Here is a 24,082-nt window from a genome sequence, read left to right as displayed (position 1 = left end):
TCTGCTAGCGTCCGCGCATGTTTCGGCGAGGTCGCGCGCTCCGGGATCCGGTCACCATCACCCTCGACGGAGCAGCCGTCCCGGCGGAACGGGGGGAGCCGCTGGCCGTGGCGCTGATCGCGTCCGGGCGCGTGACGCTCGCGCGGAGCCCGAAGCTGCACCGCCCCCGGGCGCCGACGTGCCTGCGCGGCGGCTGCGACGGCTGCCTCGCGCGGGTCGACGGCGTGCCCAACGTGATGACGTGCCTGCGCCCGGCGGCCGGGGGCGAGCGCATCGAGGTGCAGAACGTCGTGGGCTCGCGGCAGACGGACCTGCTCCAGGTGACCGACTGGTTCTTCCCGCAGGGGATCGACCACCACCACCTGATGGCCGGCGTCCCCGGCCTGTCCGCTGTCATGCAGTCGATCGCGCGCAAGCTCGCGGGGCTCGGGCGGCTGCCGAGCGCGGCGCTCCCGGTCGAGCCCGCCGCGCGGCTCGACGTGGACGCGGCGGTGATCGGCGCCGGGCCCGCCGGCGTCGCGGCGGCCTCGGCGCTCGCGTCGCGGGGGCTCCGCGTCGCGCTGATCGACGACGGGCTCGCGCCCGCCGGGTCGCTCGCCGGGGCGCCGCGGCGCGCGGCGGAGCTCCTCGCGCGGCACCCGCTCGACGGCGTCCGCGTGCTCTCCAGGCACGTGGCCGCCGGCGTCTACCTCGGCGAGCTGCTGGTCGCCGGCGACGCGGGCGCCACCGTGATCAGGGCGCCCGCCATGGTCTTCGCCACCGGGGCGCACGACGGCGTCGCGGCGTTCCCGAACAACGATCTGCCCGGCGTCTTCTCGGCGCGCGCGCTCTGCCGGCTGCTCGCCCACGGCGTCGAGCCGACCGGCCCGGTCGCGCTCGCCGGCGAGGGGTTCTGGGCCGACGAGCTCGCGAGCGCGCTCGGCGACCGCATCGCGGCGCGGATCCCGCTCGCCGCGCTCGCCGCGGTGAACGGGATCTCGCAGGTGAAGGGCGTGACAGTGCGCGAGGCGCCCTTCGGCCCCGACAGCCCGATGACCGACCTGAAGGTCGTTGCCGTCGCCGTGGACGCGCCGGCCGCGCCCTCGTTCGAGGTCGCCGCGCAGGCGGGCGCGCGCGTCGAGGCGGACCCGCGCGCGGGGTACGCCGTGCGGGTCGACGCGCGCGGCCGGGCGGGCGACGGGGTGTGGGCGCTCGGCGAGTGCACCGGCGCCGCGCTCGACCTCACCGCCATCGAGCGGGCGGCGGCGACCGTCGCCGACGACGTGCTGGCGGCGCGCGGCGCGGCAGCGTGAGCCCGCGAGCCGGTCGGTCCTCGCCGCGCGGCCACCGGGCCCGCGCTCGCGCGACCCCGGCGCGCAGCGCCGCGGCCGCGCGGCGGGTCAGCCCTCGATCAGGAGATCGAAGAGGCCGACGCCGCCCGCGATGAACACCACGTCGAACACGGCCATGAGCGCGACGTAGTCGGTGAGCTCGCCGATGGACGCGCCGCCGAAGAGCTCCCGCGTGCCCGCGACGGCGGCGAGGAGGGTGGGCGCGAGGAGCGGGAAGAGCACGCTCGCGAGCACGAGGTCGCGGGCGCGCGTGCGCACGGTCATGGCCCCGAACAGGGTGCCGCTCGCGGCGATGCCCGGCGTCGCCGCCAGGCAGAAGAGCGCGAGCCCCGCGCCCGTCTCCACGAGATCCACCGCGAACAGGAGCGCCGCCACCGGGATGATGATGGCCTCGACCGCGCCCACGAACAGGCAGAGCCCGAGCGCCTTGCCGGCGAACAGGGCGCTCCTCGCGATCGGCAGGACGAGCAGGCCCGCGAGCGCGCCGTCCTCGCGCTCCCGCTGCCAGGTGCGGCTCAGCGCGAGCACCGACGCGAACGCGACGCTCACCCAGATGACGCCGGGCGCGACCCGCTCGGTCGCGTCCTGCCCCGCGTGGAACGCGAGCGACGCGATCACGGCGACGAGCACCGCGAAGAACCCGCTGGTCGTGACGATCTCGCCCGTGGAGAGCTCGATCGAGAGGTCCTTCCCCGCGACGAGCAGCGCCTGGCGCGCCCACCCCGGCGGGCGGCGCTCGGGGGGCGCCGCGCGGCCCGCGATCACCGTGGTCTCGGGCGCCGTGGTGTCGGAGGGCACGGCGCGGCTCAGAGGCTCAGGTACGTCTGGTCCTTGAGCCCGCGCTCGTAGTCGGCGAGCAGCCGCATGCCCTCGGTCGGCTTGAGGAGGTCCTGCTTGATCGCGCCGTCGACCTGCGCCTTCACCTTCCCGACGAGATCGCGGTTGTCGTACTGGGTCAGCGCCAGGACCTCCTGGATCTTGTTCCCGGCGATCGTCTCCTCGATGTAGTACCCGCTGTCCTCGTCCTCATCGAGGAAGACGTGCACCTCGTTGACCCGGCCGAACAGGTTGTGGATGTCGCCCATGATGTCCTGGTACGCGCCGGTCAAGAAGATGCCGACGTAGTACGGCTTGTCGCCCGAGATCGGGTGCAGCGGGAGCGTGTCCTTCACATCGTTGAGATCGATGAACTTGCTCACCTTGCCGTCGGAGTCGCACGTGATGTCGACGAGCGTGCTGTCGGCCGAGGGGCGCTCGTTCAGCCGGTGGATCGGCACGATCGGGAAGAGCGCGCCGAGCGCCCAGTGATCGAGCAGCGACTGGAACACCGAGAAGTTGCAGATGTACTGGTCGGCGAGCTGCTTGCGGAGCTCGCCGAGATCGTCCGGCACCTCCTCCGGATCGAGCTCCGACGCGATCTTCTGCATGCTCTCGGCGATCTCCCAGAAGAGGATCTCGACCCGGGCCTTCACGTCGAGGTTGAGCAGGCCGAGCTCGAACATCTTCTGCGCCTCCTCCTTGATCTGGAGCAGGTCGTGCCACGACTCGCCGAGGTTCGGCGAGGAGAGGTTGTCCTTGATGTAGAGGAGGTTCTGGATGAGCTTGTGCTCCTCGGTCTGGATATCGATCGGCGACATCGGCGTCTTCTCGATCGAGCCGAACGCCTGGACGACCAGCACCGAGTGGTGCGCGACGATCGCGCGACCGGACTCCGAGACGATGTTCGGGTGCGGCACCCGCTCCTCGTCGCAGATGTCGGCGATGTTGTGCACGATGTCGCGCGCGTACTCCTCGACCGAGTAGTTCATCGACGAGTGGAACGTCGAGCGCGAGCCGTCGTAGTCGATGGCGAGCCCGCCGCCGACGTCGATGTACTCGATGCGCTGCCCCATCTTGCGGAGCTTCGCGTAGTAGCGCGTCGCCTCGCGCACGGCGCGCTTGATGATCAGGATGTCCGGCACCTGCGAGCCGATGTGGAAGTGGAGGAGCTTGAACGAGGCGCTCATCCCGGCCTCGTCCATGATCCTGATCGCCGCGAGGATCTCGGCCGTGGAGAGGCCGAACTTCGCGTTCTCCCCGCCGGAGGTCTTCCACTTGCCCGCCCCCTCGGTGAGCAGCCGCACGCGCAGCCCGATCATGGGCTCGACGTTCATGTCCTTGGCGACGCGCGTGATCATCCGCACCTCGGAGAGCTTCTCCGCGATGAGGATCACCTTCTTGCCGAGCTTGCGCCCGATCAGCGCCGTCCGGATGAAGTTCTCGTCCTTGTAGCCGTTGCAGACGATCAGCGACTCGGGGTCGGTGTGGACCGACAGGCCGGCGAAGACCTCGGGCTTGGAGCCGACCTCGACGCCGTAGTGGTAGGCCTTTCCCGCGTCGAGGATCTCCTCCACGACCTCCCGGAGCTGGTTCACCTTGATCGGGAACACGCCGCGGTACGTCCCGCGGAACTTGCTCTCGGCGATCGCCTTGTTGAAGGCCTCGTTGAGCGATCGCACCCGGTGATGGAGCAGATCCTGGAAGCGGATCAGCAGCGGCGTGCGGAGCCCCTGCTCGAGCGCCGCGTCGACGACGTCACGGATCGCGATCTTGCTGCCGCGCTCCTGGAGCGGCGCGACCGTGAGGTTGCCGTCCGGGCTCACGTCGAAGTAGCCGCGGCCCCAGCGGTCGATCATGTAGAGCGACTTGGCGTCTTCCGTGGTCCAGACGCCGGTCTCGGTCTCGTGCGCGCTGCTCACAGTCGTTCTCCTTGGCGGGGCTCGCCGGGGGCGACACCCACCTTTCTGGGAGGGCCCAAGAGGGGATTCACGCTCAACAGGGGGACGTCAGATCGTCGGTCCGACGCTGGACGGCTGGACACCGCGCGCTGGCGACGCGGCTCAATTACGCTAGGAACGCCGGACCTTCAAGGGCAGGCAGCCCGGTCAGGTCCGGCACGGGTGGGCGCGCTCGGCGGGCGGGGGCTCAGGCCTGGGTCTTCGGGGTCGCCGAGGCGGCCTTCGCCCGCTTCGAGGCCGACAGGTAGAGATCGTAGAGGCGCGGGACGGGGTACGCCTCCAGACGCTTCTTGTACCCCTGGTCCTTCGACCGGTTCAGGACCGTGAGCGTTTCCTCGATGAGGCGCGCCCGCGTCCCGAACTTCTCCTTCACCGTGCTGAACGTCGCGTGAAGACGGAGGAGCTTCGCGTTCGAGACGTGATCGAGCCCCTTGCTGCCGCCCCGATCCGAGCTGACGCGCCCGAGCCAGAGGTCCTCGGTCGCGAAGCCCTTCACGGCCTCGACGAGCTTCGCCTTGTCGCCGAAGCGCTCCTTCACGATCGCAAGCGGATTCTTGATGGCCATCGCTGATACTCCCACGGGCAGGCGAGGCCTGCGCCGGTCGTGCGCGAGATGACTCGCGCGGCGTTGAAGAGGGAGCGCGATCTAGCAGAGCGGGCCGGGTCACCGCAAGGCCGCGCTGCGGGAGTTGCGGGAGTTCGCCCGAGCGGCGCTGTCGCTCCTCGTCGCTGGTCGGGGGCGCCGGCCGGGCGCGTCGCTCGTCGGCGCTGTGCTGGGCCGCGGATCATGGTACACGCCGCGCCGATGCTCAACCTGGGGAGCTGGCTCGTGGCGAACGTCGACTGGCTCCGACCGCTCCGGCCGCCGCTCCAGGAAGCGGCCTCCCGCTTCGCCGAGCCGTCCTCCGCCCTGGCGAGCACGCTCCTCAAGGCCCTGTTCCCGGTCGCCGCGTTCATCGCGCTCGCGCCCGTCCTCTGGCTCTTCTTCCGGCGCACCTGGCGGGAGCTCGACGTCGAGGCCCACGAGCACCAGCGGCGCACCCTCGCCGCCGGGGGCTACGACCGCCGCCCCGCCGTCCTGTTCACGATCACCGCGCTCGTGCTCATGCTGCAGCAGTACTACGGCGGCCGGGCCGTCTACGACGCGCACATCCGGCCGTGGCTGCGCGAGGTCGAGCTCGCCCAGGCGCTCTCGCCCGCCGGCGCGCTGCTGCCCGTCTCGCTCCGCCGCTATGACGAGCTCTACAGCTACGTCTGGTGGTCGTTCACCCGCGTGTTCGGCTACGTGGCCATCCCGATGGTCGGCTGGAAGCTCTGCTTCCCCAGGGACAGCCTGCTCGACATGGGGCTGCGCGTCCGCGGGCTCACCAAGCACGCGTGGATCTACCTGCTCTGCCTGGCCGTCGTGGTCCCGGCGGTGTTCATCGTCGCGAGCGCGCCCGACTTCGGGACCTATTACCCCTTCTACAAGCAGTCCTCGCGATCCTGGTTCGACCTCATCGCCTGGGAGGCGATGTATTTCGCCCAGTTCTTCGCGCTGGAGATCTTCTTCCGCGGCTTCTGGCTGGCCGGCCTGCGGCACACCATGGGCTCCGGGGCGATCTTCGCGATGATCGTCCCTTATTGCATGATCCACTTCGGCAAGCCGTACCTCGAGGCGGCCGGCGCCGTGGTCGCCGGGATCGCGCTCGGGTCGCTCGCGATGCGCACGAAGAGCATCTACTCGGGCTTCCTGGTGCACGTCACGATCGCGCTGCTCATGGATCTCGTGTCGCTGTCGAACCGCGGCGCGCTGCCGCGGACGTTCTGGGCGATGTGACGGCCGCGCGGCGGATCAGCCGAACGTCTCGGCCAGCTTGCGCATGATCTCCGCGCGGTTCCGGTCCCGGATCTCGCGCCGGTAGAGCGCCTGGAGCCCGACGGCGGCCGCGCGCGCCGCGTCGCGGTGCTCGCCGTCCCACGGGAGCACCGCGAGCCGCCGCCAGAGGATCTTCTCCAGGAGCCGGGGCCTGCGCCTGGCCAGCGCGCCGCTCGCGAGCTCGATGACGCGGGCCGACGTCGGGTCGGCGCGCATGGCGCGCACGAAGAAGCCCACGGCCGCTGTGACGCGGCGGCCGCCGTGCAGCGCCTCTACTCCCGCGTCGCACAGCGCCTCCGCCCGCTCCCGGGGGGTCGCGGCGCGCCGCGCGCGCTCCCGCGCGGCCTGCACCTCGGCGCTCAGCGCGTCCCGGCGCCGCCGGGCGGGGCGCATCTTGACGATCAGGAACAGCAGGAAGAGGGCCGCAACCCCCACGAGCACGTGTCGCCAGCCGATCTCCATCGCGCCCGCCTTAGTACAGCGCCCGGGACGTGCTCACCAGACAGACCTTCCGCCGGGACGCCCACGGGCGCGCACAGGGGCGCCACGGCGCGCTGGCGCCCCCGCGAGGGCGTCCCGGAATGGCGCCACGGTTCGCGGCGTTGCTTCCGCCGTCTCGCTTCGCCGTCCATCCATCCACGATTCTCGCCGTCGGATTCCGCCGTCTGTTCGTGGTTCCGCCGTCACGGTGCGGTTTGCGCGAGCGGACGATCACAACCTATGCTTCGGCCAGAGATGCCCGTCACATCGACCTCCGGCTCCTCCCTTCGCCTGCCGCTGCGCGCCCTCGCCGCCGCGCTCGGGCTCGCCGCCCTCGCGCTGCACCCGGGCAGCGCGCACGCCGACATCTTCACCTACACCGACGCGGATGGGACGGTGCACTTCTCGAACCGCTCCAAAGGGGACGGGCGCTTCAAGCTGTACATCAAGGGCGACGGGCGCCGATCGCCGGCGCGCCCGGGCGTGGCCCCGGTCGCCCCGAGCGACAAATCGCTCGAGCGCTTCGGCCGCTACGACGCGTGGATCCGGCAGGCCGCGACGCTCTACCAGATCCCCGAGGAGCTCGTTCGCGCCGTGATCAAGTGCGAGAGCGACTACGACCCGCGGGCCGTCTCGCCCGTCGGCGCGCAGGGGCTGATGCAGCTCATGCCCGAGACAGCCCTCCGCATGCAGGTGCGCGACGCGTTCGACGCGCGCGAGAACATCTTCGGCGGAACGCGGTACCTGCGCATCCTGGCCAACCTCTTCAACGGAGATCTCGATCTCACCATCGCCGGGTACAACGCTGGCGAAGGGGCGGTCATGCGGTACGGCGGCATCCCGCCGTACGCGGAAACGCAGGCTTACGTGACGCGCGTGCGAACCTACTATGCGCGCTACCGCACCACCCGGGATACCACGCTGGCTTCCATCGAGCCCTGACCGGCTCGCCCGCCTCGGAGCACCTGCGCCCGCCAGCCGAAGACGCGGCGTACACCGCCCCGACGGGTGTGTACCGCGATGCTACGATCCGATAAACCGCTGCTCCTGCCTCTCCCGGGCGGGCCCCGAGGGGCGCAGGCGCAAGCAGGCGGCCATCCGCTGACGCCCTCTCCACTCCGCGCGGACAAGGGTCCACGATATGACGACCACCTCGAGCCTCATCGAACTCACCAAGCGAAGCAACGACATCGCTCCCCTCAAGCCGCCGGTCGACCCGGCGTCGCTCCATCACGCGAAGCTGCTCGAGGTGCCCGACTTCCGGAGGATCCCGGCGTACGCCGACGTGACCGACGAGCAGTTCATGGATCACCGGTGGCAGGCGAAGAAGTCGATCACCCGCCCGGACAAGCTGCTCGACACGCTGCGCGGGATGGTGTCGGAGGATTTCATCCGCGACGCGACCGAGGGCTTCGCGCACGCGCCGATGAGCGTCCGGGTCTCGCCGTACATGCTCTCGCTGATCGACTGGGACGATCCGTACAACGATCCGCTCCGGACCCAGTTCATCCCGCTCGCGTCGCGCTTCCTGCCGGACCACCCGAAGCTCGGGCTCGACTCGCTGCACGAGCGCGCGGACGCGCCCGTCCCCGGGCTGACGCACCGGTACGCCGACAAGGCGCTCTTTTTGCCGCTCGACACGTGCCCCGTGTACTGCCGCTTTTGCACGCGCAGCTACGCGGTGGGCATCGACACGGAGGAGGTCGAGAAGACCCATTTCAAGGTCGACGAGGAGCGGTGGAAGCGCGCGTACGCGTACATCGCGTCGCGCCCGGAGCTGGAGGACATCGTCGTCTCCGGCGGCGACGCGTACAACCTGCGGCCGGAGCAGCTCGGCGCGATCGGCGAGACGCTCCTCAGGATGCCGAACATCCAGCGCATCCGCCTCGCCACCAAGGGCCCGGCCGTGATGCCGCAGAAGCTCCTCACCGACGACGAGTGGATCGACGCGGTCACGCGGACCGTGGAGCTCGGCCGGAAGCTGCACAAGGAGGTCGTGATCCACACCCACTTCAACCACCCGAACGAGATCACGGGCATCACCCGCGACGCGATGAACAGGCTGTTCGAGCGCGGGATCACGGTGAGGAACCAGTCGGTGCTGCAGCGCGGGGTGAACGACACGCCCGAGACGATGAAGCTGCTCGTGAAGCGCCTTGGGCACCTGCACGTGCACCCCTATTACGTCTACATCCACGACCTCGTGCGGGGCGTCGAGGACCTGCGGACCACGCTCGCGACCGGGCTCATGATCGAGAAGCACGTGCGCGGCTCGACCGCCGGGTTCAACACGCCGACGTTCGTGGTCGACGCGCCCGGCGGCGGGGGCAAGCGCGACGCGCACTCGTTCGAGAACTACGACCGCACGACAGGCATCTCCGTGTTCGAGGCGCCGAGCGTCAAGCCGGGGCAGCGGTACACGTACTTCGATCCGATCGATCAGCTCCCGCCCGAGGGGCGCGCCCGCTGGGCAGACCCGGCGGAGCACCAGAAGATGATCGACGAGGCGCTCCGCGCGTCGCGCTGAGGCGGCCCGGCGCAGCGGGCCGAGCGGACAGGCCCGCTGCGGAGCAGCGCGCGCCTAGCTCGACGAAATCGGAATCAGGTCGCCTGCCAGCACGCAACTCCATGGTGTGTCCCGCCGACAGCCGGAGGGACCCCCCTGCTGGAGCCTGCTACCGTGACCCTGCGCATGCCGTCGAAGAACCCCGCTGCATTTCATCAGGCCCCCGAGGCGACGCCGCCCGCTCCCCAGAATCTGCCAGGCCACGGCGAGCTGCCGCGCGTCGACGAGCGCCTTGTCGAGCCCGAGACCCGGGCGGAGATCATCGGCGGCCGCCGCGTGCTCGCCGCGCCCGCGAACCCTCCCCACGGCGACGCCCACTGCCAGGTCGACGGCGAGGCGCTCTTCCACGTGCGGCCCGGGTACGTTGCCTCGACCGACATGCTGACCCGGACGGATGACGGCTCGGACTTCGCCACCGACACGTCCATCCGCAAGGAGGGCGACGATCCGGCGACCGGCGCCCGTTATCTGGAGGAGGTCGTGTTCGAGGTCGTCCACAAGCAGCCGCTGCGCGACCTCATCGACAGGGCCGAGCGCCTCACGGCGCGGGGCATCCGGCGGATGTTCGCGGTCTTCGTCCAGCGGCGCGTGGTCGCCGAGTGGTCGCCGGCCGAGCGAGCGTTCCGGCCGCTGCCCATCGACACGGAGATCGAGGACGCGTGCCTGATCCGGCCGCTGCCGGTGCGGGCGCTGCTCGACCGCGCCGAGGGGCGCAATGCGGTCGCGCGCGTGCTCCTGGACGAGAAGAACCCCGTCCTCGCCGAGGCCCAGCGAGAGGCCTTCCGCAGCGGCCTCCGCAAGGCGGTCGAGCGCCTCTGCGAGGCGCTCCAGGTCGAGCTGACCGGCGAGCGCCGCGCCGCGCTCGCGCGCCTCGACGCCGCCGCGCTGGAGGAGATCGCCGCGCGCATCGCCGCCGAGCGGCGCTGGCCTTCGTGAAAGACAGCGCGCCGCCCGGCCGGAGCGCCGGCCAGGGCTATCCGTCGGCGGGCGGCGGCTCCGCGTAGCGCGCGAGCGCGCCGGCGAGCTCGCGCTTCACGCGGTCCACGAGATCGGGCGGCTCGACAACGCGGGCTGTCTCGCCGAAGCCGAGCACCCACGTCGCGAGCTCGGTCATGTCGCCGATGTGCATCGTGAGCCGCACGCCGCCGCCGGGCAGCGGCGTGATCTCCTGGGACGGGTGCACCTTGCGCGTCCGCACGAACTCGGTCACGCGCTCGTCGAAGTCGATCACGACGCGCCGGGGCTCACCGCCGCGCCAGATGCCGAACTGGCCCTGGAAGTAGTCGTCGATCGAGAAATCAGGGGGCAGCTCGAAGCGCTCGGTGACGGCGCACTCGGTGTCGCGCATGCGATCGAGCAGGAACGTGCGCACCTCGCCGCGGCCGACGTGGAGGCCCACGCAGTAGATCGCGTCCTTGTAGAGGACGAGCGCGTACGGGTGGATGAGCACCCGCTCCTCGCGCCCGTCGCGCGCGCGGCGGTAGCGGCACCTGAGCGGGCGCAGGTCGGCGACGGACTGGAACAGGTCGTCGAGCTCCTCGGTGCGCGCGGCGTAGTCCTTCGGGGCGAACGGGAGGTAGAGGAACCGCTCCTCCAGCCGCGCGTCGGCGACGCCGGCGTTCGGGCCGCGCCCCGGCCGGCGCGCGACGCCGAGCAGGCGCTGCGCGGCGAGATCGATCTCCTCGAAGAGGGTCGAGCCGCGCATCGGCTCGAACAGCCGGCGGGCGGCGAGCAGGGCGTACGCCTGCGTCCGCCGCACCTCGACGCGCCGGGGCGCCTCGCTCGGCGACAGCCGCCACAGGCGCGGGCCGCCAGGGCGCGTGGCGACCGAGACGAGATCGAGCTCGCGCTTGACCTCGACGAGGTAGCGCCGGAGCGACCGCGGCGTGACGTTGAGCTCGCGCGCGAGGTCGTAGATCGTCAGGCCGGCAGGGTGCTTCTGCAGCAGGCTGCGCAGCGAGTCGAGCCGCCGGTGCTGCGTGAAAGGGCCGCGCGGCCGGCCGCGCTGCGAGCCGCCCCTGGCCTCTCCGGCGTCGTCGTCGTCCTCGTCCTCGTCCGGCGGAGGAGGCCTCTTCGATGCGGCCGCGGGCGGGCTCGCCTCGGCCCGCGGAGGGGCCGCCGAGGGGCGCACGCTCGGCGAAGGCGCGGCCGCCGCGCCCGGCCTGACGTCGAGCCCCGCGTCGCCCGTGAGGCGCGGCGCCGCGCCCGCGCGCGGCTTCGACGGCGGCAACGCGCTGCTGGAGAACGGGTCGGCCGCCTGGCCGACGCGCGCGCGGGGCGCGCCCGCGGACCCGCTCGATCCGCCGGCACCCCTGCCGCGAGTCGGCGAGGCGGCCGGCGCATGGGCACCCCCGGGGCCTGTGCGAACAGCGCGCGCCATCAGCTCAGCGCTCTATCGCATCACCCCCGCCCGTCCAAGATGTTTGTCCGCGCGACGCCGGCCGAGCGGCGACCGGCGCGCAGGCGCGAGGCGCGCGCGGCGGACGGCTCACCAGGGACGATCGCGCATCGCCTTCTTGTACTGCTCCTTGTAGAGGTCGTGGCACTGCTTGCAGCTCGCCTTGGCGCCGTCGATGTCGCCGGCCTTCGCCTTGGCGGCGCCGGCCCTGGAGATCGCGCCCCAGCTCCCCATGCCGGGCGGCGGCTTGCCGGCCACGTACTGCAGCGCCGCCGCGATCTTCGCGCCGTCGCCGCTCGAGGTCGCCGAGGCCATCGTGCTCTTCATCCAGGCCTGCATCGGGCACATCTTCTGGCCCTTCGCGCCGCACTCGAACTTCTTCTCGCCCGCCGGGGCAGCGCCTGTCGCCGCCGGTCCGGCGGCCGCGGCCGCCGTCGCCGCGGCGGTCGCCTTCGGCGCGGCCGCGGCCGCCGTCGCCGCAGGCTCGGCCGCAGCGGCGGCCGTCTCCGCCGGCGCGGCCGTCGGCTCGGCGGTCGCGGCGGCCGGCACGGCCGCCGTCGCCGCCGGCGCGGCCGTCGTCGCCGCGGGCGCGGCGCTCTCGGTCGGCTTGTCCTCGGCGACCGCCCCCGGGGTGGTCGCGTCGTTCCCCTTGCTGTCGCAGCCGAGCGTGGCGAAAGACAGGCCCGCGAGCAACAGCGCGAGCGGGGTGATCGTTCTCCTCATGCAGTCTCCTTGGGTGATGAACAGAAGCGCTCCCGTGAGCGCGAGTCCGAGGGATGCGTGCCGCGGTCCCCGGGCTCGTCGCGCAGTGTAAACGGGTCGCCGTCCGTCCGCTGCGTTCGCGCGCGGCCACGGCGGAGCGCTGCTGGCCCGGGAGCCCGCCCTGATACGCCTTCACGGACGCCCATTCCGGCAGGTGGTGGCAGGTTGGACCACGGGGACCGGAAGGCCGGTAGAAAAGTTCACGAACGCATTCGCCTGGCGAGGAGCGCTTTTCCCTGACGCCCGCGACCACGGGGCCCTTGCTCGCCGGCCGCCAGGACCGCCGCGCCGGGGGCGCCTCAGTTGCGCGTGCCGGGCGTCGAGGCGAAGCTCGACCACTGGAAGTTGTCGAGGAGGGCGACGGAGTCGTTCCAGGGATCGCCGGTATCCCACAGCACGAACCGCAGCTCGATGATCTCGCCCGGGCTGACATTGCCGTTCATGACCAGCCACCCTGTTCCGCCGCCGGCGAGCTCGCTCGCGCCGCACCAGCCCGGCTCGCCGTCGAACTGGGCGGCCGGCCGCGCGATGTCGAACCCCGTCCCCTGGAGCTGAGCGACGCCCGCGCAGGTGGCCGTCGTGCCGGGGACGGCGCCGCCGCCGCACCCTGTCTGGCCGTTGACGCACTGGGTGAAGAGCCCTGTGCCGCCGAAAGCGAGGTTCACGCCCAGCGGGTAGACGGGCGCCCCGGCGGGCGGAGGGTCGTGGAAGGCGAGGTTCTTGTCCGCGGGGTTCGGCGCCTCGCCCGCGAGGGGCGCGAACGACGAGTCGAGCAGCGCGAGGAAGAAGTCGTTGAACCGGCTGCAAACCCACTCGGGGTATTCCGACGAGAGGAAGTAGGTCGAGACGCTGAACGAGCTCGCGTTCGTCGGGACGCGGACGCGCAGCCGCAACATCACGGGATCGTGGGCCGTCGACCCGCCCTGAGGCTCCGGACACCCGGGCGCGTTCGGGAGGTTGCCGCCGTTCGCCTCGAGCCAGTCCTCGGGCACGCTGCTCGAGGTCCCCATGTCCCGGCCGCCCTGGAACGGGGCGAAGCTCGGCCTCGTGTTGTTCGGCGCCGCCTGGGCCGCGGCCACGCCGGTCGAGAGCACAGCGAGCCGCGCGCCCCGGAGAGGCGCGATGCCGGAGCCGAAGCCCTGGCGGATCGACCGCTGGGCCGCCGCCGGCGCTCCGGCGGCGTCGGCGCGGTGGAAGCTCGCGGAGACGACGCCCCACGTGCGCGCCGCGGGCGACGCCGGGGACGCGGCCGTGGTGACGCAGAGGTCCATCGCCCTCGCGTAATCGAGCGCCGTCGTCGAGTCGCTCGCGAGCCCCGCGTCGCAGGGCGCCGCGTTGTCGACGGCGCCGTCGCAGTCGTCGTCGACGCCGTTGTCGGCCACCTCGAAGGCGCCGCGGTTCACGAGGGCCGGGGTGCTGCACCCGTCCGACGGGGAGTCGCAGCAATCGCCGTCACAGGCGGTCCAGCCGTCGCCGTCCTGATCGGGGGTGTTGTCGACCGCGCCGTCGCAGTCGTTGTCGATGCCGTCGGCGCACGCGTCGAGCTCCGGGAGCACCTGGCCGAGGCACGGACCCCACCCGAGGCCGTTCGCCCTGCAGGTGGAGACGCCGGGGGCGCAGGGAGAGACCCCCTCGGTGCCCGGCGGCCCCTGGTAGCACGCCCTTGTCTCGCCCGGCGCGCACGAGCAGGGCCCGCGCGCCGCGACGTCGTGCTCGCACCCGTCCGCCGGGTCCTTGTTGCAGTCGATGAACCCGTCGTCGCAGGCGCTGAGCGCGCAGGCGCCGTCGTCGCAGCCGCTCTCGCCGTGGGCCAGCGACGGACAGGCGCGATCGCAGGCGCCGCAGCTCCGCGCGTCGGTCTGGAGGTCCCGGCAGAGGCCGTCGCAGCACGCGGCGTCGCCCTGGCACGGGCGCGCCGCCGAGCACCCCTCCACGCACTCGCCCTCTCCGGTGCACGACATGCCCGCCGGGCACTCGTCGCTCGCGGCGCAGCCGACACAGGCGCGCTTCGCGCGATCGCAGGTGAGCGGAGCAGGGCAGTCGGACCCGGATTCACACCCGGCCACGCAGCGCTTCGCCTCGGCGTCGCAGTGCTGGCCGGCCGGGCACGCGGCCGCGCCGGGGAGGCACGCGACGCAGCTCCCCGTCGCCCTGTCGCACAGCGGAGCGCGCGGGTCCGCGGCGCAGTCGGTCGGACAGTCGACGGCGTCCTCCCCGCCGCCGCCGAGCGGGACGTCGGAGGGCTCCGCGCTGGCGCAGGACGGCGCCACCCCGGACGCGAGCGCGAGCGCCGCCAGGGCGGCCAGCCCTCCGGTCCAGGCCAGCGGACGGCGACGGACGGCGCGGGTTCTCTTCGACATGGGCAAGCTGCTCCCCTCCGCGAGGCGGGCACACCCGAGGGGGCGCCGGCCGCAAGATCGTAGACTACCCCGCCGCCGGCGAGCGCGACGGCCGATCCGCGAGCCGCGGCCCCGCCGTGACGCGCGCGCCGCGCCGCGCGGCGCGGCCGGCGGCGCCGAGGCGGCCAGGGCGGAGACGCGCCGAGGCGGGCGATCAGCGCGCGCGCTCGTACAGCGTGAAGGCGCCCTCGCGAGCGACGCGGCGAAAGGGAGTGCGCGCCGCGGCGAACACCGACCTGTCCGGCCGCTCGTTCCGGAGGATCACGTAATCGTAGGCGACGCCGTGGACATCCGGGTTGAACCGCTCACCGCGGTTCGACGGCGGCGCGGGGAGACGGCGCTTCAGGGTGAAGGGGAAACCCACGTTGTGCCAGCCGTCCGCGCTGAAGCCCCCGCGCATGATCTGCACCCACGAGGAGAAGTGATTCGTGCCCTCGATGATCAGGGCCTCATCGGTGCGCGGCGGCAGCGACACGAAGAGCACCTCGGCGCCGGGCGGGATCCGCTCCACCATCCGCGTGAACGGCTCGAGTCGCTCGTCGAAGCTCGCGTATTTCTCCGAGAGGTGCAGCGGCAGCACCAGCGCCGCCACCGCCGCTGGCGCCATCAGCAGGCGGGAGAGGCCCCGGAGCGGCGCCGTGATGGCGAGGAAGCCGAAGAAGCAGATGAGCGGCGAGAAGCGCCCGCTCACGAACCACCAGTCGAACGGGCGGGCGAGGTGCAGCGGCACGAGAAAATAACAGGCCGCCATCGCCGCGCACAGGGCGAGGGAGCGATGGCGGTGCAGCCGGTCGAGGAGCGAGCCGGGGGGCGGAGGAGGCTCCGCGCCCGGGCGCGGGAAGAAGCGCGAGGCGACGCTCCAGAGGGCGAGCAGCGACGCCGTGGCGAGCAGCACCCAGAAGAGCCGGGTGTCGAGATCGCCCGAGACCGAGTCGAGCGTGTACCCGGGGAACGATCGGATCATCTCGTGCCAGGGCACCCAGGCGCCCTGGAAGCGCGGGCCGCTCCGCAGGTCGACCATGGGGCTCTTGAAGGCGACGAGCTGCCAGAGGAGGAGCGCTACAGCGGGCGCGAAGAGCGGGAGCGCGCGGGCGATCCGCGACCACCGGGGCAGGTGGCAGAGCATCAGCACGGCGACGCACACGTAGTAGCCAAAGAGGATGAGCGGATGGCTGAGGCCGCAGCCGACGCTGAGCAGCGCCACAGCGGCGGCGCGCCCGCGGCTCGGCCGCTCGAGGTGGGCGTCGAGCGCGACGACGCCGGCGAGCAGCAGGGCAATGCCGACGAGGAACGGCAGGAAGCCGCACGCCCAGGAGAGGCTGAAGGCGAGCGGGAACGTGAGGACCGAGAGCCACGGGCTGCGCCGCGTCCGGCGCGCCCAGACGAGCGCCGCCGCGGGGACGCCGAGCACATAGCCGGAGAGCACGAGTCGATTCGCGTTCTCCAGACTGACAACGTGGGCGATGACGTGCGTCAGGATGTGATAGGCGCCGTACGGCGCCGGGCGCAGGCTGAGCTCGTAGAAGTCACGGAATCGAGTCCACGGCGCGTCGAAGTTATGCCAGATGTGGACGGCCGCGAGGTGGTTCGGCAGGTCGAGCAGGGGCAGGAACCGCACGCGCCATATCGGCACGATGGCCGCGACGGCGAGGAGCGCGAAGGTCGCGACAAACGCCCTGTCGCACGACCCTCGTCGCGGCCCCGCCGCCGCAGCGGGGGAGTCCGCACCGCCGGCGGGGCGGCCCGGCGCGTCGTCGGCGGGCTCGGCGGTCGCGGGCGGGAGATCGCTGTCGGGCGGGCTCGATTCGGGCGTTCGCATGAGAAGGGTGGCCCTCCCTGCCCTCCGCGCTGCGGGCGGGCCGATCGAGGCGCTGCGAGCCTTACCACAGGACGCCGCGCCGATTGCAGCGCCGCGCGTCTTCCTCTAGTTTCAGCGGCACCTCGTCGGGCGGACACGGCACGAGATGACACCCACTGGCCATCCGGAGCGGCGCGGGGCGCTCCGCGCAGCCCTCCAGGAGACCTGAATCCATGAGGCACCTTGCTGGCGTCGCAGGCGGCGCCGCCGTCCTGCTCGCCCTCTCCACGCCGCGCGCGCAGGAGCCCGAGCCCGCGGCCGACGAGCCCGCCGGCGCGACGCCGGCCGACGCGCAGGGAGGAGTGGTCGAGTCGACCGGCGAGCCGGAGAGCGCGCCGGAGAGCGCCGCGCGCCAGGAGGCCCCGGAGCGCCCGCGACCGGCGCGGGAAAGGCCGGCGCGGGCCGCGGCGGCGGTCTCGCCGGCGCCGGCCGCGCCGGCGACACCGCGCAACGAGCCCCTCGGGCCGGGCTTCCGGGAGCGGATGCGGCTCGCGATCGGGCCGCTGGAGGTCGCGCCGATCGCGCTGATCGCGCTGCAGGCCGCGCCGCTCGTGGGCGACGACGCGCTGAGCCAGGCGGGGGACAGCGCGGAGCAGCCCGGCTTCCGGCTGCGCCGCGTCCGCGCCGGGCTGTACGGCGACGTCGCAGGGCTCGTCCGGTTCGCTATCTCGACGGATCTCGCCGGGGGCGACGAGGGGACAGCGCGCATCCACGAGGCGTGGGGCGGCGTCACGGCGATGCCCGCGCTGGAGGTCTATGCGGGCGCGCGGACCGTCCCCTTCTCGCGCTCCGCGATGGCCGGCGCCGGCGACGGGTCCCTCACGGAGCGGCCGCTCGCCGTGCGCGCGATCGCCCCGTTCACGCAGGTCGGGATCCAGGCCGAGGGGCACTTCCAGGACCGCGCCTTCAGCTACAACGCGGGCGTCTACAACGCCTTCCAGCGCTCCGACCAGTTCTACACGGGCCATTCCGAGAGCGTCGCCCCCCTCGGCAACCGCTTCGAGGGGATCGCGGTCGCCGGCCGGATCGCCACCGAGCCGCAGGGCCCGCTCGGCCGCACGATCCAGGACGTCGCGCGCTCGCCCTTCCGGATCGGGGCGGGCGCCGACGGCTTCTTCAGCGACGGCGGGGCGCGCACGCTCTACGGCGCGAGCGCCGACGTCTTGCTGCACGCCTCGGGGCTGCACGCGCTCGGCGAGGTGCTCTGGACGGGGGCGAGCCCGAAATCGGTGCCCACCCAGCCGATCGCGCAGGTCACGTCGGTCACCTCGCTCGCGCTCGTGCTCGAGGCAGGCTACATGATCCTCGCCCGGAAGCTCGGCGTCTCGGGTCGGGTCGAGTGGATCGACCCCAACGTCGATGTCGAGGACGAGGGGGACAACCTCGTGCTCACGGGCGGCGTGAGCTACCACGCTGTCGATGATCTGGTGAAGGCCCAGCTCGATTACACGCACCGTGAAGAGCTCGGCGGGCTCTCGCTCTCGAACGACGCCCTGATCCTGCAACTCCAGCTCTCGCTGTAGGGGAGATCGCTGTGCGGCGAACACACCGCTGGTTCACGAGGGTCGCGCTCCTCCCGCTCGCCGCCGCCGCGCTCGCCGCGCCCGCGCTCCCGAGCTGCGGAGAACAACGGCTGCTCCGCGCCAAGCAGATCGAGCACCGCGCCGAGCTCGTCGGCGGCCCGGTGGCGATGGCGGATATCGGCGACTTCCTGCTCGAGAACGACCAGATCCGCGTGGCGATCCTGGGCGGGCGGGACTCGCCGGGGCCCGGGATCTTCGGCGGCGCCATCGTCGACGTCGACCGGCGGCGCGGCCGGATCGGCGAGGAGGGCGGACAGGGGCGAGACCGGTTCGCGGAGATGTTCTCGTTCGCCAACCTGATCGTGCCCGATCCGACGGCGACCGACGTCTCGGTGCTCGCGGACGGGTCCGACGGGGCGGAGGCCGGCATCCGCGTCGAGGGAGACGGCGAGTTCCTGTTCGAGGCGATAGGCCTGCTCCGGGCCCAGGAAGACCTGCTCGGCCTCTTCTTTCCCAACGTGCGATCGAGGATCCGCTTCCGGACAGACTACCTCCTTCGCCCGGGCGATCGGTTCGTGACGGTGCGCACCACGCTCCTGCTCGACGACAAACCGCCGCCCGGCTGCGCGCCGCAGCGGAGCTGCGAGGCGTGCCCGAACGGATACCAGCAGGACCCGGGCGGCTGCCCGACCTGCGCGTGCAGCGATGTCCTCCCGCTGGTCAACGCGACCGCCCCTGTCTCGGTGTTCGGCGGCATCCTCGGAGACCCGCCGGACGAGGCGCAAGAGGCGCCGTCGCGCCGCGCGGGCATCGTCGCCGGAGACTTCGTGTTCTTCGGCAACCAGAACGACGTCTTCGCGCCCGGGGCGGGCTTCGACGAGGACACGGCGGTCCAGGACGCCTGGAACGCGGGGCGGAACTCGTTCCAGGAGCCGCTCACCTTCGATTTCGTGGCCGCGGCCGGCGGGGATGTCAGTTATGGCTACTTCACGAAGGCGCAGGAGGGCGCGGCGCCCTCGGTGGTGAACGTGCCGCTCTTCGCCAGCGCGGCGACGGCGTTCGTGTCCGCCAGCCGATCGTGCCTGTTCGGCGAGGAGGACGACGCGGCGTGCGACGTCCATCGCGCGTTCAGCTACGAGCGCTACCTGGCCGTGGGCGACGGCGACATCGCGAGCGTGACGGACGTGATGCACGCGCTGCGGGGGACGGCGACGGGCACGGTCAGCGGCCACGTGCTGTGGGAGAGCACCCTGGAGGGCGCGCCGAACGCGCGGGTGTTCGTCTTCTCCGACCCCGATCCGTCGCGGCCCTTCGGCTCGCTCGACGAGCTCGTGGCGGCGAACCGGGAGGCGCGCGGCGACGTCGGCCTCGTCAACGAGATCGACGCGGACGTGGGGCTCGACCCGTCCGAGGACGGCGATTTCCGCGGCGCCCTGCCGCCCGGCAGCTACGTGCTCGTGGCGCGGAACGCGGCGGGGACGGCGACCTCGGCGCCCGTCCGGGTGAGCCTGCGGGCCGGGGAGCGCGTCGCTGTCTCGCCGCGCCTGCCCGCGCCGGCGACGGTGCGCTACCGCGTCGCCGACGGGAACGGCCAGCGGATACCGGCCAAGATCGCGTTCGCCTCGCTCGACGCGGCGGGGCGGAGGCTCCCGGGGGACGGCCGGCGCAGGGTGTACCTCGGCGACGGGCGGCTCGGGAACGGCAACCGCGCCATCGAGGTCACGGCCACCGGCGAGGGAGAGGTGGAGATCGAGCCGGGGCGATACCAGATCACGGTGTCGCGGGGCATCGAGTACGGCATCCACGTGGAGCGCGACGTGACGCTCGCGCCGGGCCGCGCGTTCCAGCTCGACGCGACGCTGGTGCGCGAGGTCGACACGGCCGGGTGGATGTCGGCCGACATGCACCTCCACTCCAGGCCGAGCTTCGACAGCGGCATGCCGCTGCCCCGGCGGGTCGCCACGATCGCGGCGGAGGGCGTGGAATTCGCGGTGGCGACCGATCACGACGTCGAGACCGATTACCGCCCGACCGTGCGCGCGCTCGGGCTCGCGCCCCACCTCGCGACGGCGATCGGGGCGGAGATCACGACGCTGGAGCAGGGGCATTTCATCGGCTTCCCGCTCCTGTACGACGAGCTCGACGTGCCGAGCCACGGCGCGCACGACTGGACCTGCGAGCCCGGCGGGACGATCCTCGACGCGATCCGCGCCTCGGGCGACGGCACCGTCGAGCCGCTGACGATCGTCGCCCACCCGCGCGACGGGTTCTTCGGCTACGTCGAGCAGCTCGGCGTCGACACGTACACGATGGATCGGACGCCGACGTTCCTCGAGGAGAACAACCCCGTCTTCCGGACCGCGAGCTGCGAGTTCGACGCGATGGAGCTCATCAACGGCAAGCGGTTCGATCTGGTGCGCACGCCCAGCCTGGCCGAGGTCGTCGACTGGAACCGCTGCCTCGCGCGGCTGAGCGCCGCCGGGAGCGCCGCCGAGATCGAGGCGGCGTGCCCCGAGGTGCAGGGCTGGCTGCGCGCGCCCTGCGCGGAGCCCCCCGCGCCGGGCGGCGGCCCCGGCGCCGCGATGGGGCCGATCGCGATCGCGGACTGCAGGCGTCGCGCGCGCACCGAGCTCGCGTGGGCGCTCACGAAGCGCATCCTCGCGCGGACGCCGGACGAGCAGGAGAAGAACTGGGGCTTCGCCGGGACGACCCCGGACAGCCAGGAGCTCTGCGGGCCCGCCGCGCTCGGCGACAAGGCGGTCGACCCGGAGGCGCGCGACGAGCCGTGCACGTACCGGGCGGGCCAGGTGGACGACTACTTCCGCTACCTCGAGCGGGGCTTCGTCCCGGCGCAGATCGCGAGCAGCGACGGTCACGACAGCTCGAAGGAGCCGGGCTTCCCGCGGACCTATTTCCGCAGCGCGACCGACTCCCCTGCCGCCCTCGAGACGCCGGCCGCGGTCACGAGCCTGCGGGGCGCGCACGCCTTCACGACGTACGGGCCGTTCATCCGGGCGACGATCGGCGGCAAGACGTACGGCGAGGTGGCGGCAGGGCGCGCGGGAAGGCCGCTCGAGGTCCTCTTCGACGTCCAGACGGCGAGCTGGTTCGGCGTCGACAGGATGGAATTTTACCTCAACGGCAGAATGATCCGCCTGCTGGAGCCGGACATGCCGCCGAGCGCGCTCGTGGACGTTCGCGGCAAGGTCACGTTCACGGTGCCAGACAGGGACTCCTGGGTGGTGATCATCGCCATGGGGCTGGAGGACAGGAATCTGATGAGCCCAGTCGCCCTGGACGTCCCGTTCGGGGAAATCCAGCTCTCCCGGCTGGCGAGCGACGCGTTCGGCAGGATCCCCGCGATCAACGCCCTGTTCGCGCCCACGCCGACGGTGCCTGACTGGTCGCCTGTTCCGCCCTACGCGGTCACGAACCCGATATACATCGATGTGGACGGCAACGGCCGTTACGACGCGCCGCTGCCGCTGCCCGACTTCTGCTCTCGCCCGTGCGATCCGGACGTGCTCGATCCGGAGCAGTGCCCCGCGAAGCAGGACTGCCTGACCGAGGAGAGGGTCTGCGGCTTCCCGATCCCCGGCAAGTGTGACCATCGCCGTCCGGCGCTCGGGCATCGCGACGACTGAGGGTCGGGCCGCGGAGCCGCGGAGCCGCGGAGGCGGTCGCGGCGTGCGAGGAGAGCGCCGGGGGGGCACACCCGGGGAGCGCACGCCCGGGGGAGCGCACGCCCGGGAGCGCACGCGCGCGCGCCGCGCGTGCCAGACCGGCGCCTGACGGCCGTCGGAGAGGAGGGCTGCGTGCGCGCGACGAGCCGCGTGCACGCAAACCTCGCTGGATCTCGGGGGTGAGCCGGTCAGCCGCCCTCGGCGGAGCTTACCGGCCCTCGATCGCCTGCGACTTGATGTGGAACTCGACGCGCCGGTTGCGCTGCCGGCCTTCCGGCGTGTCGTTGGACACGAGCGGCCGGCGGGAGCCGAAGCCGGCGGAGGTGAGCCGCTCCGACTGAACGCCCTTGTTGATGATGTAGATCCTGACCGCGGTGGCGCGGTTCTGGGCGAGCCTGTCGTTGTAGTCGATGGTGCCCTGGTTGTCTGTGTGCCCCTCGATGCTGAGCAGCTTGATCTCGGGGTTCGCCTTGAGCAGCCGCACGACCTCGTCGAGGATCGGATAGCTCTGCGGGAGGATCCTGGAGCTGTCGAACTCGAACTCGACCTGCTTCATGATCTCGATCTCGGCGGAGCCCTGGATCCTGCGGATGTAGTACGGGCAGCCGTTCTTCTCCGGGTCGTCGACGACGACCTGCCCCGGCTCCTTCGGGCACTTGTCGACGGCGTCGGGGATGCCGTCCTGGTCCGCGTCCTCCTCGGGGCAGCCGTCGCGGTCGTCGATGCCGTCCTTGTCCTCGGGGTCGTCCGGGCACTTGTCGACCACGTCGGGGATGCCGTCGCCGTCGCGATCGGGCATGTCCGGGCAGCCGTCGCTCGGCTTCGGCTGCTTGCCGTCCTCCGGGTCCTCCGGGCAGAGGTCGATGACGTCGGGGTAGCCGTCGCCGTCGGCGTCCTTCTCCTGCTCGATCACGAAGTTGAAGCCGGGCGAGCGGGTGTCGGACTCCTCGATGCTGAACGAGCCGCCGACGATGGCGACGCCCCGGAAGTCGGGGGCGTAGCCGCCGCTCATCCGGGTGCCGACGCCGGCGCCGGCGTAGAGCGCCTTGTCCTTGGTGAGGAACATCCGGCTGTTGAGCTGCCACTCGATGGGCGAGGCGTCGAGCTCACCGCGCGTCTCCTTGATGAGACCGAACGACCCGAAGACCTCGGCCCCGATGCGGATCGTGTCGTCGCGCAGCGGGACGTAGCCGCCGACGCCGTACGTGAGCTCGGTGCCGACATGGAGCTCGTTGAGCTGCACGTGGGGCCGTATCGCGACGCCGGTGTTGAGGGTGACGATGAAGTCCTTGAAGTCGTATTCGGCGCCGAGGCCGAACGCGCTGCTCACGGTCCTGTCGCCGGCAAACGAGTACGTGTTGCCGAGAGGCACGAAGACCGCGCCCGTGAGCCCGAGCCGGAAGCGGCGCTCATCGAGCTCCAGCGGGACGACGCGCGCGTCGATCCGGAGGTCCATGGGGGCGGCGGTCTTGAGGTCGACGCTCTGGTTGAGGCCGAGGTCGCGGTTGTACGTCTGGTTGCCGTCCTGGAAGAGGATGACCGGGAACGAGACCTGGAGGGAGCCGCGGCCGAGGATCTCCACGCCCGCGTTCAGGTAGGTGATGAGCTGCGAGGTGACGGGCCCGTCGCCCGCGATCTGCTCCTCGATGGCGAGGTTGTCGACGTAGTTGTCGTCGCGGAGCGGGTGGACCGACACGCCCAGCCCGAGCTGCCCGAAGAGGCGCGTCCGTTCCCCCATGTGGGGGCGCCAGACGCCGAACCCGTCGTCGGGGGCGCCGGCCATCCTGAGGCGATCGAGGTAGAAGGTCCGGTCCTGCGCGTGCGCGGCGGAGGGCGCCAGCGCGGCGAGGGCCGGGGCGGCCAGGGCCGCTGCGGTCAACGCGCAGCGAAGGCGCGACGGGCGTCGCGGCTTCCGGCCCGGCAGGTGTCGTCGATCCATCACGGTGAGCTGTCCTCCAAGCAACGCTCGAAAAACGAGGTTGACGCGAGCTTTCCGCCGCATGCGGGCCGGCGTCCGGGCGGGAGATTACTCGGGCCGGGGGAGGATGTCTCCTGGGTCGAGCCAGGAGGTGCGAGGAGGGCGCCACGGGGGGAAGGGGCGCGGCGGGGATGGGCGAGAAGCGCGGCGGGCGCAGCGCGGCGCGCGCAGCGATGAGCGCGGCCGGGGCGAAGGGCGCCGCGGGGTGGGATGAGGAACCACCTGACGAGGTTCATCGATGCGGTCCACGTGGACGGCGCTGGCGGACAAGCGGCGAGGGCGGCGCGCGTGATGGCCACAGGGCACGAGAACGCACGTATGCTCCCCGCGTGAGGGGCGACCGAAGCGAGCCGCCGAGGCGGGGGTCACCTGGCCGGAACGGGAACCGAAGCACGGCGGCCGCGCGGCCCGGCGAACCACCGACGAACGAGCATTCAACGACAGCGAGTCATAACGCGAATCAAGCGCT

Annotated in this window: 16 protein-coding genes; 7 read left to right on the top strand and 9 right to left on the bottom strand. The window is 72.3% G+C overall.

All coding sequences use genetic code 11. The features are described from left to right. Positions 1–17 precede the first annotated feature (17 nt). Positions 18–1,292, top strand: a complete 1,275-nt coding sequence (locus WMF42_RS11635) for a (2Fe-2S)-binding protein (RefSeq protein WP_437691934.1) — start codon at positions 18–20, stop codon at positions 1,290–1,292. Positions 1,293–1,379: 87 nt separating this feature from the next. Here the strand turns inward: WMF42_RS11635 and WMF42_RS11630 are convergent, their stop codons facing one another. The 3 genes from WMF42_RS11630 to WMF42_RS11620 all read right to left on the bottom strand — a co-directional run bounded on the left by WMF42_RS11630 (position 1,380) and on the right by WMF42_RS11620 (position 4,673). Then, complete coding sequence (locus tag WMF42_RS11630) at positions 1,380–2,129, bottom strand: heme exporter protein CcmB (RefSeq protein WP_233561518.1); 750 nt, start codon at positions 2,127–2,129, stop codon at positions 1,380–1,382. Positions 2,130–2,137: 8 nt separating this feature from the next. Then, on the bottom strand, positions 2,138–4,069 hold the full coding sequence (gene speA / locus WMF42_RS11625; RefSeq protein WP_081426517.1) for a biosynthetic arginine decarboxylase: 1,932 nt from the start codon (positions 4,067–4,069) through the stop codon (positions 2,138–2,140). Positions 4,070–4,295: 226 nt separating this feature from the next. After that, positions 4,296–4,673, bottom strand: a complete 378-nt coding sequence (locus WMF42_RS11620; protein ID WP_061608514.1) for a hypothetical protein — start codon at positions 4,671–4,673, stop codon at positions 4,296–4,298. 240 nt (positions 4,674–4,913) lie between these two features. Between WMF42_RS11620 and WMF42_RS11615 the strand changes: the two genes are divergently transcribed. Continuing rightward, a complete protein-coding gene (locus WMF42_RS11615; RefSeq protein WP_437691933.1) occupies positions 4,914–5,927 on the top strand; it encodes a CPBP family glutamic-type intramembrane protease in 1,014 nt (337 codons plus the stop codon). 15 nt (positions 5,928–5,942) lie between these two features. Here the strand turns inward: WMF42_RS11615 and WMF42_RS11610 are convergent, their stop codons facing one another. Further along, the gene (locus tag WMF42_RS11610) at positions 5,943–6,428 is read right to left on the bottom strand and encodes a hypothetical protein (protein ID WP_437691932.1); all 486 of its coding nucleotides are present in this window, start codon (positions 6,426–6,428) and stop codon (positions 5,943–5,945) included. Positions 6,429–6,701: 273 nt separating this feature from the next. Here WMF42_RS11610 and WMF42_RS11605 point away from each other — a divergent pair, with 273 nt between their 5' ends. The 3 genes from WMF42_RS11605 to WMF42_RS11595 all read left to right on the top strand — a co-directional run bounded on the left by WMF42_RS11605 (position 6,702) and on the right by WMF42_RS11595 (position 9,948). Continuing rightward, complete coding sequence (locus tag WMF42_RS11605) at positions 6,702–7,388, top strand: lytic transglycosylase domain-containing protein (RefSeq protein ID WP_061608511.1); 687 nt, start codon at positions 6,702–6,704, stop codon at positions 7,386–7,388. Between the two features lie 199 nt (positions 7,389–7,587). Further along, complete coding sequence (locus WMF42_RS11600) at positions 7,588–8,973, top strand: KamA family radical SAM protein (RefSeq protein WP_061608510.1); 1,386 nt, start codon at positions 7,588–7,590, stop codon at positions 8,971–8,973. 153 nt (positions 8,974–9,126) lie between these two features. Next, a complete protein-coding gene (locus tag WMF42_RS11595; RefSeq protein WP_437691931.1) occupies positions 9,127–9,948 on the top strand; it encodes a hypothetical protein in 822 nt (273 codons plus the stop codon). 37 nt (positions 9,949–9,985) lie between these two features. Here the strand turns inward: WMF42_RS11595 and WMF42_RS11590 are convergent, their stop codons facing one another. The 4 genes from WMF42_RS11590 to WMF42_RS11575 all read right to left on the bottom strand — a co-directional run bounded on the left by WMF42_RS11590 (position 9,986) and on the right by WMF42_RS11575 (position 16,390). Further along, the gene (locus WMF42_RS11590; RefSeq protein ID WP_437691930.1) at positions 9,986–11,392 is read right to left on the bottom strand and encodes a helix-turn-helix transcriptional regulator; all 1,407 of its coding nucleotides are present in this window, start codon (positions 11,390–11,392) and stop codon (positions 9,986–9,988) included. 108 nt (positions 11,393–11,500) lie between these two features. Continuing rightward, entirely contained in the window at positions 11,501–12,133 is a 633-nt protein-coding gene (locus WMF42_RS11585) for a hypothetical protein (protein WP_437691929.1), read from the bottom strand. Positions 12,134–12,471: 338 nt separating this feature from the next. Next, positions 12,472–14,532: a MopE-related protein gene (locus tag WMF42_RS11580; protein ID WP_437691928.1), complete on the bottom strand. Its 2,061-nt coding sequence runs from the start codon at positions 14,530–14,532 to the stop codon at positions 12,472–12,474. Between the two features lie 193 nt (positions 14,533–14,725). Then, positions 14,726–16,390: a hypothetical protein gene (locus WMF42_RS11575; protein WP_437691927.1), complete on the bottom strand. Its 1,665-nt coding sequence runs from the start codon at positions 16,388–16,390 to the stop codon at positions 14,726–14,728. A 212-nt stretch (positions 16,391–16,602) separates the two neighbouring features. Here WMF42_RS11575 and WMF42_RS11570 point away from each other — a divergent pair, with 212 nt between their 5' ends. Together WMF42_RS11570 and WMF42_RS11565 are read left to right on the top strand one after the other, a co-directional pair. Further along, positions 16,603–17,952 carry a porin gene (locus WMF42_RS11570; RefSeq protein WP_061607947.1) on the top strand — a complete coding sequence of 450 codons (1,350 nt, stop codon included), beginning with the start codon at positions 16,603–16,605 and terminating at the stop codon, positions 17,950–17,952. Between the two features lie 11 nt (positions 17,953–17,963). Continuing rightward, on the top strand, positions 17,964–21,596 hold the full coding sequence (locus tag WMF42_RS11565; RefSeq protein ID WP_437691926.1) for a PHP domain-containing protein: 3,633 nt from the start codon (positions 17,964–17,966) through the stop codon (positions 21,594–21,596). Positions 21,597–21,843: 247 nt separating this feature from the next. Here WMF42_RS11565 and WMF42_RS11560 read toward each other — a convergent pair whose 3' ends face one another. Beyond that, positions 21,844–23,514 (bottom strand): OmpA family protein, encoded by a 1,671-nt coding sequence (locus WMF42_RS11560; RefSeq protein ID WP_437691925.1) that lies wholly within the window; start codon positions 23,512–23,514, stop codon positions 21,844–21,846. Between the last annotated feature and the right edge of the window lie 568 nt (positions 23,515–24,082).

This window comes from Sorangium sp. So ce176 (assembly GCF_051519835.1).
Lineage (GTDB): Bacteria > Myxococcota_A > Polyangia > Polyangiales > Polyangiaceae > Sorangium > Sorangium cellulosum_G.
Note: the sequence above shows the minus strand (reverse complement) of the source record. Positions and strands in the feature narration are given on the sequence as shown.

What these genes read in the sequence shown, in the direction of transcription:
- WMF42_RS11615 (WP_437691933.1), top strand. Translation starts at nt 4,914, where the DNA reads ATGCTCAACCTGGGGAGCTGGCTCGTGGCGAACGTCGACTGGCTCCGA.
- WMF42_RS11610 (WP_437691932.1), bottom strand. Translation starts at nt 6,428, where the DNA reads ATGGAGATCGGCTGGCGACACGTGCTCGTGGGGGTTGCGGCCCTCTTC.
- WMF42_RS11620 (WP_061608514.1), bottom strand. Translation starts at nt 4,673, where the DNA reads ATGGCCATCAAGAATCCGCTTGCGATCGTGAAGGAGCGCTTCGGCGAC.
- WMF42_RS11585 (WP_437691929.1), bottom strand. Translation starts at nt 12,133, where the DNA reads ATGAGGAGAACGATCACCCCGCTCGCGCTGTTGCTCGCGGGCCTGTCT.
- WMF42_RS11605 (WP_061608511.1), top strand. Translation starts at nt 6,702, where the DNA reads ATGCCCGTCACATCGACCTCCGGCTCCTCCCTTCGCCTGCCGCTGCGC.
- WMF42_RS11600 (WP_061608510.1), top strand. Translation starts at nt 7,588, where the DNA reads ATGACGACCACCTCGAGCCTCATCGAACTCACCAAGCGAAGCAACGAC.
- WMF42_RS11590 (WP_437691930.1), bottom strand. Translation starts at nt 11,392, where the DNA reads ATGGCGCGCGCTGTTCGCACAGGCCCCGGGGGTGCCCATGCGCCGGCC.
- WMF42_RS11580 (WP_437691928.1), bottom strand. Translation starts at nt 14,532, where the DNA reads ATGTCGAAGAGAACCCGCGCCGTCCGTCGCCGTCCGCTGGCCTGGACC.
- WMF42_RS11575 (WP_437691927.1), bottom strand. Translation starts at nt 16,390, where the DNA reads ATGCGAACGCCCGAATCGAGCCCGCCCGACAGCGATCTCCCGCCCGCG.
- WMF42_RS11570 (WP_061607947.1), top strand. Translation starts at nt 16,603, where the DNA reads ATGAGGCACCTTGCTGGCGTCGCAGGCGGCGCCGCCGTCCTGCTCGCC.
- WMF42_RS11635 (WP_437691934.1), top strand. Translation starts at nt 18, where the DNA reads ATGTTTCGGCGAGGTCGCGCGCTCCGGGATCCGGTCACCATCACCCTC.